The sequence below is a fragment of the Psychroflexus sp. ALD_RP9 genome, from assembly GCF_017311165.1.
Taxonomy (GTDB): domain Bacteria; phylum Bacteroidota; class Bacteroidia; order Flavobacteriales; family Flavobacteriaceae; genus Psychroflexus.
On sequence record NZ_CP062973.1, the window covers coordinates 1,617,459 to 1,632,945 of the forward strand.

7 protein-coding genes are annotated in these 15,487 nt (G+C 33.0%); 1 reads left to right on the forward strand and 6 read right to left on the reverse strand.

Features of this window, described 5'->3' with window-relative positions; genetic code table 11:
- Positions 1-8: 8 nt before the first annotated feature.
- The gene (locus IMZ30_RS07525) at positions 9-3,845 is read right to left on the reverse strand and encodes an RHS repeat protein (RefSeq protein ID WP_207037716.1); all 3,837 of its coding nucleotides are present in this window, start codon (positions 3,843-3,845) and stop codon (positions 9-11) included.
- Positions 3,846-4,196: 351 nt separating this feature from the next.
- Between IMZ30_RS07525 and IMZ30_RS07530 the strand changes: the two genes are divergently transcribed.
- A complete protein-coding gene (locus IMZ30_RS07530; protein ID WP_207037717.1) occupies positions 4,197-4,511 on the forward strand; it encodes an IS3 family transposase in 315 nt (104 codons plus the stop codon).
- A 470-nt stretch (positions 4,512-4,981) separates the two neighbouring features.
- Here the strand turns inward: IMZ30_RS07530 and IMZ30_RS07535 are convergent, their stop codons facing one another.
- From IMZ30_RS07535 to IMZ30_RS07555, 5 genes are all read right to left on the reverse strand, one after another.
- Positions 4,982-5,680: a hypothetical protein gene (locus IMZ30_RS07535; RefSeq protein WP_207037718.1), complete on the reverse strand. Its 699-nt coding sequence runs from the start codon at positions 5,678-5,680 to the stop codon at positions 4,982-4,984.
- A gap of 2 nt (positions 5,681-5,682) precedes the next feature.
- Complete coding sequence (locus IMZ30_RS07540) at positions 5,683-5,934, reverse strand: hypothetical protein (protein ID WP_207037719.1); 252 nt, start codon at positions 5,932-5,934, stop codon at positions 5,683-5,685.
- 68 nt (positions 5,935-6,002) lie between these two features.
- Entirely contained in the window at positions 6,003-6,866 is an 864-nt protein-coding gene (locus IMZ30_RS07545) for a hypothetical protein (protein WP_207037720.1), read from the reverse strand.
- A 2-nt stretch (positions 6,867-6,868) separates the two neighbouring features.
- The gene (locus tag IMZ30_RS07550; RefSeq protein ID WP_207037721.1) at positions 6,869-11,332 is read right to left on the reverse strand and encodes a DUF6443 domain-containing protein; all 4,464 of its coding nucleotides are present in this window, start codon (positions 11,330-11,332) and stop codon (positions 6,869-6,871) included.
- 11 nt (positions 11,333-11,343) lie between these two features.
- Positions 11,344-15,198 (reverse strand): RHS repeat protein, encoded by a 3,855-nt coding sequence (locus IMZ30_RS07555; protein ID WP_207037722.1) that lies wholly within the window; start codon positions 15,196-15,198, stop codon positions 11,344-11,346.
- Positions 15,199-15,487: the final 289 nt, after the last annotated feature.

A 15,487-nucleotide genomic window follows, 5' to 3' on the forward strand; every position in this document is an offset into this window, starting at 1 on the left:
AGAGTTGATTATTGGTTAGATGTCTGACGGTAGTTGTAGTCGTATTCCTCTACGATATGGCCCTGTTCATCTTTGATGCGTTCTAAGCGATTAAACGCGCCATATTCGTAGTAAAGGCTTTGTCCTCTAGGGTCAGTCACTGAGGTAACGCCAATTAAAGGGTCGTAAGTATAGGTGGTGATCTGAGCGTTTGAATAAGTGCTTCTAAGCTGCTCTAATAAATTTCGTAAATCATCTTCCGTTTGTTGGCAGTTAGCACCTAAGCAGTTAGCATCAGCATCGGCGGCCGCTTGAAGGCTAGTAATGAGATTTGGATTAATTTGATTGTAGGCGATATTAACAAGTTTTGCAATGGGTTTAGAGTTATGATAGCCATAAATATAACTGATAGGAACATCACCAGTTTGTCTAACCTGTAAAACATTAGAGTCTTGGTCGTATTGTTCATACTTGATTTTAGAGTCTAAGGCTTGATTTGATTTTGCGAAAAGGACTTCAGATAATTCAAAAATGGAATTGGTTGAATTGGTCGAATTTTGAACAGGACTAATATCAGTAGGCGAGGAGTATACTTTAGCTAGCTTAGAAGTGAGCTTATCTGTGTTAAAAGTTTCTACAGCTACCGGTTCTGCAATTCGATTGGTATTCAACAATGCTTGAATATTCCAAGAATACCAAGCAGGTGTATTATAGGGATAATACATGACTTGCTTAGAGAATTCAACGACCTCATTATTTGAACTATAAGTTGTAGTTGTTGTAGATTTGGGTTGGTATGTCTCAGGCCAATAGTCTGTGTCAGAAATCTGAGTTAAAGTATCCGCTAAGCTACCATCAGCATTATAATAGTAATTAGTGGTTTTAATTTCCTTTTGAAGAGACTTTTCATAAAAATGTTCTTTAAAATTGACTCTAAAAGTAGAGTAATAATTTGATATCGTGACGCAATTGTCATAAATAGCCATTCCAGCGTTACTGTTACTATTCCAATAAGCATCATTTGGTAAGGGAGTTTTATTTATATAGTCTTCAAATTGTCTATAATATTGATTCCAAACACAGTTGTCTATTTGTTGGTATGTAAATAAAGAAACTCCAACTCTATTCTGAACGATATCATACCCATAATCGATTTCTTTTAAAATGTTCATGTCATGAGAGAAAGAGTTATGCTTCTGCAATAAGCCTTGATAAATACTTCGATCCTCGTTTGGCAAAAAAGGGTAAACATAAGTTGCATCATAGGAGTTGTTGCCATTTGGGCTGGAATATTCGAAAGATTCTTTAGAACCATCCATATGAGTGACCCAAACTTTTTCATAACCAACATAGCTGTTTTGGGTTAGAGAGGCATAAACAGCATTTAATTCTTCTGTAACCTTGTAAACAATAGATACGGTTTTTGCAGAAAGAGGTAGTCTTCCATGCCTAAGTTTTATAAGATTTGAATTTCCACCAACTTCATTAATTAATGAAGCAAGATGATGAGTTATAGAATGATTATACACTTTCACGTTGGTATGAAAGCCATCTGTAACGCCTGAGCTACTTTGTCTAAAATAATAATTATTTGGAAGATTTTCTTCTGGAGAAGTTATCGTATCATTATTAAAGAATTCAGGGATATAGCTTTCTCGATAGACATATTGTTTGTGATACTTGGGTTCTAAATTAGTTTCAGAGTCATAAAATTTAATATTTTTTATGCGTACACCGCCTCCGGGTACTTCTTTGGTAATTATAGTTTTATAATCTCTACCATAAATATCAACCAATTGTTGGGCTGAAGTTTGACTTTCAGGATGAAATCGAAAAACATAAGTTCCAGGTTCTAGAGTTAAATTTTGATATACAATTCTCTCGCAATCAAAATGAACTGCACCAATACGAGTTTCTTGGTTATTTTCTATTTTCATGATCTCAAATAGCGTTAACCCAGGCGTTCCTGAATCCATATTACCTGAATAGTTTGAATCCTCTGACCCCGCACCACTAGAATCACCATCACTAGGACCATAAATGCCTGTATCACCAGGATTTGGAGAATTATTACAATTAGCATTAGACTTAATTGTAAATTCTGTTTCTTCATTTATAGTAATGGTCTCTTGGCTGGGTAAGTTGCCTGTATTATTTAAGTTAATAGTGAATTTATTCCAATTTATAGGATTTTTTTTCTTGAATTCATCTATTGTTAATTCACGACTTCCCATATGATATATAGTATTACTTTCGAAGGTGAATTCTTTAATACCGCCATTAGGGTATGTAATGCTTTTAATCAAGCCTTTTGTTATATGATCAACATCTGCCGTACTTCCATCGGTTCTAAACACTTGTGGCGTTCCATTAGGGTAAGGACTTTTATAAAACCCCCAATTATCCTTATTAATACTACCAAACCCTTCTGTTAAGTAGTCATTATATTTAATATCATATGTTTCACTTTCATTATTGATATTATCATAATGTTCAACATTTTTCAAGTAGAGTCTACTAAAGTTTGGTGCAAAATTTGAATTGTTTATAGTGTTAATACTATCATAACTAAACCTAATTGTTTTTACTTTTTTAGGATCAATTTCATTTTCAAAATCATTGATGTTTTGCAGCGGTTTTGTTTTTATAATACTGTCAAGTTTTGCTCCTGTTTGCCCAACGTATTCAGGGTGGCTAACCGAATAATAAAAAATAAGATTAGATGAATCATTTAATTTAATTCTTTGAATTTTTTTTGTAATAATTGAAACTTGATTAAAACTATACGATTTAAGTGGCTTAAGGACTCTTTTATTGTAGACATCATAACCGCTTTCAACTGCTGTGTATCTTAAGTATTTATCATAAATACTTTTTTTAGAGATTTCAGGTATCTCGTATTTAGTGATATTTCTAGCCATTGGAAGTCCCTCTCCAATATCTTCATAAAAATATTCAGCTATCATTTGCCATGAATAATTATATATACCGCTTACTTTCCAAGCACTTACATAGGAATCGGTAACTTGTTGTCCTCCAAGAGTCGGTTGTACATTATCTCCTTGTGGGACTGTGGCACTGTTTGAATTTGTTGTGGTGATTTCTTTCTGATCTAAAATATACTTCCTGCCTAAATTATCAGTTACAATAAAAGAATCAATTTCGTCATTAGAAAAAGTAACATCTACAATAACATTAGAATCATTTTTTAAATATTCAACATTATATCCAATATGATCTTTAACTATTATAAATTTTGCATTAACTCCATTTAAACTCAAATGAAAAAGATCATACTCTTTATCAAAACCACCGTTTTTGTAGGTCGAGTCTGAATTAATTGGATACATAGAAGACCCTAAGCCTCCTGTGTTCCATAAGTAATTTTGTAGTTCTTTTTGGAAGTAATATTGCTCTAAAAATTCGAAAAAATCGTAATCATTTAAATTGAAATCCTCATAACCGGTAAAGTATATGCCATAATTAAAAGGGGCTTGGGTTGGGTATTTGTCATCACGAATGCCCATTACAGTACGAGAAATCACAATATCACCACTTATGGACCATCCTGTACCTACAATCCCCGAGCGTTCATCAACACGGTTGCCTAAAGTGCTATAGCTTAAAGATATAGGAATACTAAAGTCCTTGCTTTGAGCGCTGACTAAAGGGAGGCTAATATCAGGTTGCCCAGTATAATAGTTAACAGGTAATTCATCAAACCGCATCAAATTTGCCACTGATGGTGATGGCGGTACTATATTCGGTAATTGTGGTGGATTAATTTGCGCTTGTTGATTAGAATTCTGAGCAAGCGCAGTATAGTAAGAAAATAAAACAATTAAAAAAGATAAAATATTTTTCATAAGAGGTTAGGTATTAAATTCTGCTAAATGAAAACAAATATATATATGTAAGTAGTACTGTTAAATTTTTTTTGTTAAATTATAGTAATTTAACGTTTATGATGTTAAATAAGAACCTTAGATAATATATTTCACCTTGAATTTAAACGCAAAGTCATCAAACGGTATAAGCTTGATTTAGGTAAAATTAAAAGAATAGGGCATGGTGAAAAACCCTTCTAGATTATAATCGTTAAAATTAAAATTCTTAATCATCGAGTAATTACAATAATAATGATAGAACTAAAATAATTTCATACTGAAGCAAGACGAAGCATCAACGCCCCACAAGTAGTGAAAAAGATAACGGCAATGACCGCTGAATTTCCATTCTCTAATGCCATGTCTGAAATCACTCATCGTATTTATAAATCAGAGTTTATGGGTGGTAAACAATCAGAAGACCTAGCATCACACATTATAAGCCTTAATGACTTTATAGAGTATTACAATCATCACAGATATCCGTGTCGTCTTCACGGCAAAACGCCCATGGAAATTATCAACGGTCAAGAAATCGATAAACAACTATTTACTCAACAACTCAAAGAAGCCAAACTCAAACGGCTTGAAGCTAATCGTAATTTTAATGCGTGCGTAGCTAAGATAGGGTGTAAGCCGTCTTAATTCTACTAAAAATTTACAAATCAGTATGATTTATAGTGCGTTTTAATAGTTCAAGACGTCTCATTTAAGTTTGAACTATTGCTTCAAGAGACAACTCAATATTTTAATACTTTAATGAACTTAAGCGGTGTGGTTATTAAGATTTAAAATAGTATCATAATCCAATCTCTTTATCCATAGGTATTGTTCCAACACCTGTGCTGAGCGAAGCCGAAGCATTGGAACACTTTTATCGCGGTTTTGGCGATTTGTAACTCTTCAAATAAGGGGATTTTCTTAAAATTCAAACTTTTTGAAAGTAGTTTTTCCGTGTTGTAACAACCAATTTATTTTATTAATGATATACACTAAACAACTTAAAAATAATGAGTGTTAATATTATAATAAAAGAGACTATGATTAGTACTTTTTTATTGTTGTTAAATAATTCAAGTATAAATTCAACGACTTCAGTCATAATATGTTAGCATTTAGTTATTATTCATCAATTTACCATCTTCTGAAAACCAATAATACCTTCCAACATTTCCATTTTTTTTGACTTCTGTAATTTTTTTTAATGAACCACTAGGATAAAACATCAGTTCAAATCCCTCATTTAAATCAGTAATGTTAATTAAGCTCATTTTTCCATCATCATAAAATGAGGTGCTCAAAATTACTTTATAATATTGATCTTCTACTAATAAAAATTCAGGAATATTATTTTCTTTTAATTTAATATAAGGTCCAAATTTTTTATTTTTTTTAAACCCCAAAAAACCATTTATTTTACCATTTTTATTGTAAAATACCTTTATACCATCTTTAAGACCATTTTTTAAAAAGACCTCACTTGTTTTCTGACCGTTTGGATCTTTATAAGTGATTATAGAGTCCTTAATTCTGCCGATTTCAACAACTTTTTTGATGTCATAAAAATTAAAATATTCAACAATACTATCGACTAACTTCCCATTGTCCCATAATGTAACCTTTTTTAAAGATTGATTTCTATCAAATAAAGAATCTGAACCTGTAATTAAACTTTTGTCGTTTACTTTATATTTCCGTTTTAAACTGCCGTCCTCATAGTATTCAAATTTAGTGACTTCGGTCTTATTATAATTACACCCTATAACAAATATGGCGATTAAAGGTAAAGTTAACCTATAATGTAATTTACTCATAATTATTGTTTTAGTTCATAACTACCAAAAATGTACAATGTGTTACCAGATTGAGTACCATAGTAGACTCGATTATATGAATTATTAGGATATCTTGATGTAGAAAAATCTGCTAAATTAGTTTTTATTCTTTTTTTAGATTCTAAATTAGAGTTTGTATAAATTAAAATAACATCATAATTTATAATCAAGGTCTCTGCGATGGTCTCAATATCTTTACCCACAAGCGTTGTCCCAACTCCTGTGCTGAGCATAGCTGAAGCATTGGAACACCTTTGTCGCGGTTTTTCCGAGTTGTAACCTTTTCTATTATTTCATATACCTAGTTAGGTATGTATTCAGAACTAGAAATTACATTACTTCCGTCAATTATTAAGACATCTTTAGCTTCTGTAAATTTAACAGATTTAAAGTTTGCTTTTAAATCTGTCACATCAAAATAAAGGAGATTTTTAAACCCTGAAATATTGTTACAAATACTCTCTTTAATCTTTGATTTCCTCAAGTCTAAGTATTCTAATTTTTCGTTATTTGACAAACTAAAAGGAAACATTTTCATATTAGAATCCCTGATATTCAAAACCTTAACATCTTTAATTTTTAGATCTTTTAAATCAAGAACATTCCTAGATTTAGTTATTGAAAATTCTTCCATATCAAATTTAAACTCAGAGAAATATTTTAAATAACAGTCATTAAATGTTATCACTTTAAGACTAGTTACTTTATTAAAATTAAACTCCCAATCTCCAAAATTTATTCCATAAAAATGTATTTGTTTTAAGTTTTCATTTTTAGACAAGTTGGACACTAATGTTTGTAAATTCACATTTTTACAATTCTTAAACCTAATTGCTTCTAGTTTTTTTAGCTTATCAAATATTAAAATATTTACCTTGCTGAAATCAATGTCGTCTATATATAATATTCGAATATCAGAGTGTAAAGCTTCCTTTTTTGTAAAACTATTATAATTAAAGTCTCCTATTACCTGTAATGAATATGGTTTACCATTCAAATTATTAGTATTCAAAACAAGAGTTTGTAAACTCTTAACACCTATCTCTTTTCTTAAGTCACCTTGTAATTTTGCAAAACTAGAAGTATAATTGTGATATACGTTTTGAGAAAAAGTATAAAATGGTATTATAAACAGAAATATTATTGCTATTTTTTTTAATTTCATTTCTAATATTTTTTAAAATAAACATTTTTATTAACAGTTATATACTTTCCATTCGAATTCAATACATGAACTTCTCCACTTCTTGTGTTAATAACTGAAGATTTAATACTAGGGTTATTTCTAGCTTCTTTTTTATCATTTGGACTAGGAACATCACCTCCTTGCATATCGGGATTATTATTAATTTTTGCAAAATCAACATTATGAGTATGAGTCATTGATGTCACAGTAACATCTTTAGTTCTGTGCTCTCTCATTGCTTTTACCTTACTTACCCCAATACTAGGCTCAACAGATGCTTTTTTATCTCCCTTTTGAACTTCTTTACCTTCTGTGATATATGATACTGTTCCTTCGATACCATCTACCTTCATGTTTACTTGAGCAAATTCTCTATTATCTACTCCAGTTGATTTTTCTAAAATACCTTCTTTTTGAGATTGTCTATCTTCGTTTGAAGCTAGCTCAAAAACTTTTTTTTCGTTTAATTCAGAGGTCTCTATTGTTTTTCCTTCATCTGTACTTCTTTGAACTTTTCGCTTTGCACTACCTTTCACTACATAAACCCTTCCATCAGAAGCTCCTTTTGAATCTTCTCCTATTTTATCACCATTCTTATCAATATATATCCCATCATATCCCATCGGAGCCATTCCATCCGGATCAATAAAATAAATCGGGTTATCAAAAGCATAATTATAAGGGGAATGCCTACGCATTTTTTCTGCGAGTGGGTCCACATTCATCCACCTACCCAAAGCCGCATCATAATTCCTAGCCCCAAAATCCAACCATTCTAATCCCAGTTCATCATTTTCCTCCTTTCCATTATAGCCGTAAGGATAATGCTGACCATTCACGACATTATTGTAACCCTTATGTTTAAGACCAAAAGGGTAGTAGTTGTTCTCTTCAACGATTTCAGAACTATCAACAGAACCATCGTTATTACTATCTTTATAGGACAATCTGATATTCCTTAAATGGTCTTTAAATTGATAGACATAATCAAAGCCACCTTGGTTATCGGGTTGTAGGTAGCCTTCTGGGTGAGAGAAGAATTGAATGCCATAGCCCACGTTATTTCCAATTAGTTGGCCGTTATTATCGATTTGATAGTTGCTTTCACTTTTATAAATAAAGCCATTGTCATAATCAGTGCTTGTGCTTTTAACCATGTTACCACTGTGATAATTTTTCACTATTTTTTTTAGCTTTACACCAGAAGCATCATATATATAAACAATTTGATCAGCCCCTTTTTCATTAGGGTCTTCTGCAAAGGTAATTGTTTTTGGTAAATTTAAGTGATTGTAGCTAATGGCGCTAATTTTTTTGTTAAGATCATGGGTTAAATTACCGTTAACATCATAAGCATAATCACTTACAGGCGCATCAATAAGTTCTTTAAAGCCAGCGCTTTGATCTGCATCATCGTGAACCATTCTTAATTGATTACTTCCAGTGAAGTAGCTATAATTAAGATCATCAATGATATCAATTTTTTGGTCAGCAGTAGCCCCATAACGTCTTAAGCCCATGATATTGCCATTATAATCATAAGTAATATTGCTAAGGCTGAAGTTTTCTAGTTCACCATCAAAGAGACCAGTCATGGCATGCGGTGTTAAATAATCAGCCGCTTTAATACGGTTAAGGGCATCATAGTGGTAGGCGTAGCTCCGTTTTTGGTTATGGGTATTTTGGCTTCGCCAATGGGTTTCAGAGATGTTGCCATTGTACAAAGCTGTTGTAGCATTATCTTCGGGATTATTGTAATTTAATTTAAAGGCAAAGAGCTGGTCTGGGTTGGGGCTATCAACATCATTAATGCTTTTTAGCCAGCCTCTAATATTATAACTGTAATCTATTTCTTGTAGACCATTGGTGTTTTGGTAATTTGTATTACTGCTGTCTTGTCCACCAACTTTTTTACTGATGAGTTGCCCGAGTTCATCATAGTGGTTAAAGACAATGAGTTCCTCACCTTGTTGATTAATGTTTTGAGTTTGCTTGAGCAGTCGTCCAGCGTGGTCGTAAGTAAATTTATCAACAATAGTGATGTTGGTTGGGTTCAAGCCATTTTTATCATGTGTTGTTGTGGTTTCAAGTACTTCACCAATAAAGTTGAGCTTAGAGTGGGTTTTAGTTTCAGAGTTCAAGTATTCGTTAATAGAATGGGTATAAATAGCTCTGGCTTTGTCATCATATTTAGTGAGGCTTGTAATCCATTGGTCTGTACCTAAAACGCGCACATGGCCACCAGTTGCTAAAGTTTTGGTATTGGTGGTAAAGTTACCATTGTTAAGGTTACTGGAATAAATAGAGCTGGCTTCAGCTTGTAGACCTCTAAGGTCAAAGTTGTAGTCATCGTAATAGTTAACGGTGTAAATCTCTAAATGTTCAATATTATTGCTAAACAAAGCGGTGTTCGTATAGTCAATTTCTAGCTGTCCACTAGCGATTAAAGCTTGTCTAGGATGGCGAGATTCGTATAAGTTTGTGTTGTGATAACTGAGTTGTTGCCAAAACTCACGCCCCATATGTCTGATGAAAGAACATTTACCAGTATAGGCCACTCTACCAAAAGCATCATATTTGGTAAAGAGCCATTGGTGGTTTTGTCTTAGCTTGGCATCTTGGGTTAAGACAGGACGGTTAAGTTTATCATAAACGATGTATTCCCAGCCTTTACCCGGTATTTTTTTCTTAACAAGGTTATTGCGATTATCATAACGATAAATATACCCTAAACCATCAATCAAGCTTTGTTTTACTTTTTGGGGATATCTAATAATAGGCTGTATTTGATAAGGCGGTTGGTTAAAAATACCTACCTGCCTAAAGTCTTGGGTTTGAACTTGTACATGATTATTAACTAACTTAAAAACCGCATTTGGTCCATCCATATGTCCTAAGAAAGCCAATTCTCGATTTTCGATTTGTCGGTTAAGGTCAAGATTAAGATTTAGCTTGGGGTTAAGCCCAACAGCCACATTAGTGTTAATATTTAAGATAAACTGTACAGTGTTATTTTGATCAACAGCCACACTTAAGCCACCCACAGCGCCATAATCATTTGGGATAACAGCCGTAGCAAGGTCAGTACCTTCAGGAAGATCGTTAAAGGCTCTTTTATAATCAAGGCGTTCACGTTCTGGCATATCAATTAACTCATACCAAGGGAAAAACCTTTGATAACTGAGTTTTTGACTACTGTTTAAACTAAGGTTTAGTCCAGAGACTTTGCCTTGTCCTTCGATGTAGAGTTGGTTGCTTTTGATATAAAGTTTATAATTGTAATCAAGCCCTTGTAGGCGTCCAACTTCTGTATCTTTAAAATTACCAAGAGGTTTAAGGTCAGCAATCATACCCTTATGTAAAGGGATTTCATTCGCAAAATTCATGTTGATATTAACCAAAAGATGACCGTTGTCTTGTTGCAAGACTAAACCGCCTTGACCGCCGTAGGTTTCAAATAAGTCTTGGTGCACGAGGCTTTGATCGTCATAATCGGCTAAATGCTTTTGGTACTGATCAGCTAAGCTTTTATCAACTTTAGCTACTTGAGTCCACGGCACAGCGATGCCACCTTGTAAATCAGCTGAGAAATTATCAGCTTGGAGTTGGTAGCTTAATTCAGGAGATAAGACATAACTTAAATTACCATAATCATCGTACACATAGTAGGTGTCATGGGCCTGTCCATTATCATAAGTACGTTTAAGGACCACTTGGCCTAACTTGTTTTTAAACTCTTCAGTGGTGTGGTCATGAGCTTGAGCTTGGTTGGGTTGCCAATTTTCATCTTTAGTAATGCTTTTATAAAGCTGTTGCGGCGCATAATAACCACGATCTACTAGTATATGCGGTACAGTAGAAGTGGTGTCAGTAAAGCTCACATCAAATCGTTTCACCTCACCTTGGGTATTGGTTTGGTAATCAAATTTAATGGTATGATCTGTATCATGAGCGAGTTGTACTTGCCAATCATTTCCGGGAGCACCTTGTTCAAAGACACGATTGAGTGGTGAACGCTCTAGATGCTTTTCGCTGTAGGCTAATACGCCATCAGCAGCACCGTATCTGTTGGTATAAAAATTTTCTTGAAGAGCTAAAGGATTGGTTCTTAAACTTAAAGAAGACGGGTTTAAGCTATCGCTAAACGGGAGGTATTCTTTAGTTTGTCGGCCTAAACTATCATAGCTAAAAAAAGAGATGATGTCGTGAGAAGACGGGCTGTTGGCTTTAAGCACTTGTTGGATCGGTCGCCCTAAACCATCAAAATACTGGACGCTTTCAGTAGCCTGCGAAGTCGTAGGATTAGTTATAGAGTTACTGGTAGCTTGTCGATAACTGGTGGTTTTGATATAGTTTTGGTCTTGATCTTGAGCAGAAGCCATTATGCTAAAACACAAGGCTATCGTAAGAAAAGCTATAGAAGAAAAGTGTTGTAAAGAAGTCATAATAGAGTTGATTATTGGTTAGATGTCTGACGGTAGTTGTAGTCGTATTCCTCTACGATATGGCCCTGTTCATCTTTGATGCGTTCTAAGCGATTAAACGCGCCATATTCGTAGTAAAGGCTTTGTCCTCTAGGGTCAGTCACTGAGGTAACGCCAATTAAAGGGTCGTAAGTATAGGTGGTGATCTGAGCGTTTGAATAAGTGCTTCTAAGCTGCTCTAATAAATTTCGTAAATCATCTTCCGTTTGTTGGCAGTTAGCACCTAAGCAGTTAGCATCAGCATCGGCGGCCGCTTGAAGGCTAGAAATAAGGCTAGGGTTAATTTGATTGTAGGCGATATTAACAAGTTTTGCAATGGGTTTAGAGTTATGATAGCCATAAATATAACTGATAGGAACATCGCCAGTTTGTCTAACCTGTAAAACATTAGAGTCTTGGTCGTATTGTTCATACTTGATTTTAGAGTCTAAGGCTTGATTTGATTTTGCGAAAAGTACTTCAGATAATTCAAAAATGGAATTGGTTGAGTTGGTCGAATTTTGAATAGGACTAATATCAGTAGGCGAGGAGTATACTTTAGCTAGCTTAGAAGTGAGCTTATCTGTGTTAAAAGTTTCTACAGCTACCGGTTCTGCAATTCGATTGGTATTCACTAATGCTTGGGTATTCCAAGAATACCAAGCAGGTGTATTATAGGGATAAAACATGACTTGCTTAGAAGATTCAACGACCTCATTATTTGAACTATAAGTTGTAGTTGTAGTAGATTTGGGTTGGTATGTATTAGACCAATAGTCTGTGTCAGAAATCTGAGTTAAAGTATCCGCTAAGCTACCATCAGCATTATAATAGTAATTAGTGGTTTTAATTTCCTTTTGAAGAGACTTCATAAAGTTATGATTTTTAAATTTATAGTTTACCGAAGAATCATAAGGTCTATCAGTCTCATAATTTTGACAATTAAAAAAGAAATTCGAATAATTCCAAAGCTGGTCTGCAAATGTTATCCAATCTGTCTTACGGTTGTAAAAATCCTTATTTATATAATCTTCATAAGTTTCATAAAACTGTGGCCAAGGACAAATAATAACATTATCCATTATAAAATTACTTGTGCTACTAGGTGATTTCTCTTTCCCTTTATAAGTGAAAATGGATCTGGCCAGTTTATTAGATATAAAATCATAATTTAATTCTTTTGTCATTATGATCTTTGAATCATTGTCAAACGTACTACTTTTTGATAGTTTACCTTGATAAATAGAGGTATCAACAGCGGGTAAAAAAGGGAATTTATAACCTCCTGGGTAGGATGGATAATTTCTGGGAGAGCTATATTCAAAGTGCTCTTTTGATCCATCCATATGAGTAACCCAAACATCTTCATAGCCAACATAACTGTTCTGGGTTAAAGTGGCGTATACAGAATTTAATTCCTCTGTGACTTCATAATTAATATATAGAGGTGGGTTGGTCGGTTTATATGTATTCATTACGCTATGTACTGTCATAACTTCAGCCAAATAAGTTCTCTTTGAAATGCTATATTTTTTTATGTTAGCTAGGAAACCATCTGTGACTCCTGAACTTGTTTCGTTTAATGAGTGAATTGTAGGTAGATTTTCTTGTGGAAAACTTATTGTGTCACTGTAATTTATAATATTTGGAGGTATACTTTCACTATATAAATATTTTTTATGGTATTTAGGTGTAGTATTATCTTTAGAATCTTGAAATATGACTTCTTTGACTCGAACACCACCACCAGGAACTTCTTTATCTAATAATGGTTTAAAATTTAAATAATAAATATTGACCCTTTGTTGAGCTGAAGTTTGACTTTCTGGATGAAAACGAAAAACATAAGTTCCAGGCTCTAGGGTTAAATTTTGATTTACAGTATCATCATAATCAAAACGAACAGCACCAATACGAGTTTCTTGGTTATTTTCTATTTTTATGATCTCAAATAGCGTTAACCCAGGCGTTCCTGAATCCATATTACCTGAATAGTTTGAATCCTCTGACCCCGCTCCACTAGAATCACCATCACTAGGACCATAAATGCCTGTATCACCAGGATCTGAAGCGTGATTATACGTAGCAGTAGATCTAATTGTAAATTCCTTTTTTTCATATATGGTAATTGTCTCTTGGTTAGGTTGAGTACCAGTATTGTTCAGATTGATAGTTTGCTTAATCCAGTTATTTGGATTAAGCCTTTTGTATTCTTGTAAGGATAACTCTCTTGATCCTATATGGTAAAAGTCATTACTTTCAAAGATAAATTTCTTTATTCCGCCATTTGGATACTCGATATGACTTATTAATCCTTTTGTAACATTGTCAATGTCAGCTGTTTTTCTATCTGTTCTAAAAATCATTGGTGTTCCAGGATTATATGGTTTTTTATAGTATCCCCAATAATCTTTATGAATGCTTCCAAAACCCTCAGTTAAATATTCATTATATATAATTTTGTAAGTTTGAGCATCAGATGTATCACCGCCGTAGACTTTTAAATTTTTTAAGTATAATCTTTTGAAGTCACTTACAAACTGATTTGTATTTATAGTGGGTACGCTATCGTATTCTATTTTTACTGACTTAATTGCTTCATTAGAAACTAAACCATCAGAATTAAGTTTTTTTAAAGAAATACTATCTAAAATAGCACCAGTTGAAACTTGATATTCAGGATGATCTGATTTGTAATAAAAATTTAATCTGCTATTATCTGTTAAGTTTATTTCATCAATTTTTAATGACTCTATGCTAATATGGTTGAAACTATAAATTTTTTGTGGCTCTAAAATTGATTGGTTGATAGCTTTAGTACCAAGATCCTCAGCATCTTCACCTAAGTAGTTTTGATAAATATGATCTTTATTATTAGGGTGTAAATCATGTTTAGTGATGTTTCTGGATAATGGTAAGCTTTCTTCAAATTCATTATACTTATATTCTACAAGAGTTTCTCCTTTATAATCTAATACCTCTTTGACTTTCCATGCACTTGTATACTTATGTATATCCTGAGTTCCTATTAATGTGGGTTGTTCAAATTGCCCATGAGGAACTATTGAACTAAATGTTGTTGTGCGTGTCTTTTCTTTTTGATTTAAGATGTATCTTCTCCCTTGATTATCAATAACTTCAAAGAAATCAATTTCAAATTTTCCAGTAATATCATTTAAATTAGAATAGACTTTTATAATTAAATTATTGTCATTACTCAAGTAGTTTACTTTATATGCATTATTTTGTTTTGTAATAATAAATTTTGCATTTAAACCATTTAAATTCAAATGAAAAAGATCATATTCTTTATCGAAACCACCTCTTTTGTAGTTTGAATATAAATCAATCGGGTATTTAGACGAACCAAATCCTTCTGTATTCCACAAATAATTTTCAAAAGATTCAGTATTGGGGATGCCGTTAATTCCAAATTCTTCATAACCGGTAAAGTATATGCCATAATTAAAAGGGGCTTGAGTTGGGTATTTGTCATCACGAATGCCCATTACAGTACGAGAAATCACAATATCACCACTTATAGACCATCCAGTACCAACAATACCTGAGCGTTCATCAACACGGTTGCCTAAAGTGCTATAGCTTAAAGATATAGGAATGCTAAAGTCCTTGCTTTGAGCGCTGACTAAAGGGAGGCTAATATCAGGTTGCCCAGTATAATAGTTAACAGGTAATTCATCAAACCGCATCAAATTTGCCACTGATGGTGATGGCGGTACTATATTCGGTAATTGTGGTGGATTAATTTGGGATTGTTGATTAGAATTCTGAGCAAGCGCAGTGTAATAAAAAAATAAAACAATTAAAATGGATAAGATATTTTTCATATGAGGTTAGGTATTAAATTCTGCTAAATGAAAACAAATATATATGTGTAAGTAGTACTGTTAAATTTTTTTTTTTGTTAAATTATAGTAATTTAACGTTTATGATGTTAAATAAGAACCTTAGATAATATATTTCACCTTGAATTTAAACGCAAAGTCATCAAACGGTATAAGCTTGATTTAGGTAAAATTAAAAGAATAGGGCATGGTGAAAAACCCTTCTAGATTATAATCGTTAAAATTAAAATTCTTAATCATCGAGTAATTACAATAATGATGATAGAACTAA

What these genes read in the sequence shown, in the direction of transcription:
- IMZ30_RS07525 (WP_207037716.1), bottom strand. Translation starts at nt 3,845, where the DNA reads ATGAAAAATATTTTATCTTTTTTAATTGTTTTATTTTCTTACTATACT.
- IMZ30_RS07535 (WP_207037718.1), bottom strand. Translation starts at nt 5,680, where the DNA reads ATGAGTAAATTACATTATAGGTTAACTTTACCTTTAATCGCCATATTT.
- IMZ30_RS07530 (WP_207037717.1), top strand. Translation starts at nt 4,197, where the DNA reads ATGACCGCTGAATTTCCATTCTCTAATGCCATGTCTGAAATCACTCAT.
- IMZ30_RS07550 (WP_207037721.1), bottom strand. Translation starts at nt 11,332, where the DNA reads ATGACTTCTTTACAACACTTTTCTTCTATAGCTTTTCTTACGATAGCC.
- IMZ30_RS07555 (WP_207037722.1), bottom strand. Translation starts at nt 15,198, where the DNA reads ATGAAAAATATCTTATCCATTTTAATTGTTTTATTTTTTTATTACACT.
- IMZ30_RS07540 (WP_207037719.1), bottom strand. Translation starts at nt 5,934, where the DNA reads ATGCTCAGCACAGGAGTTGGGACAACGCTTGTGGGTAAAGATATTGAG.
- IMZ30_RS07545 (WP_207037720.1), bottom strand. Translation starts at nt 6,866, where the DNA reads ATGAAATTAAAAAAAATAGCAATAATATTTCTGTTTATAATACCATTT.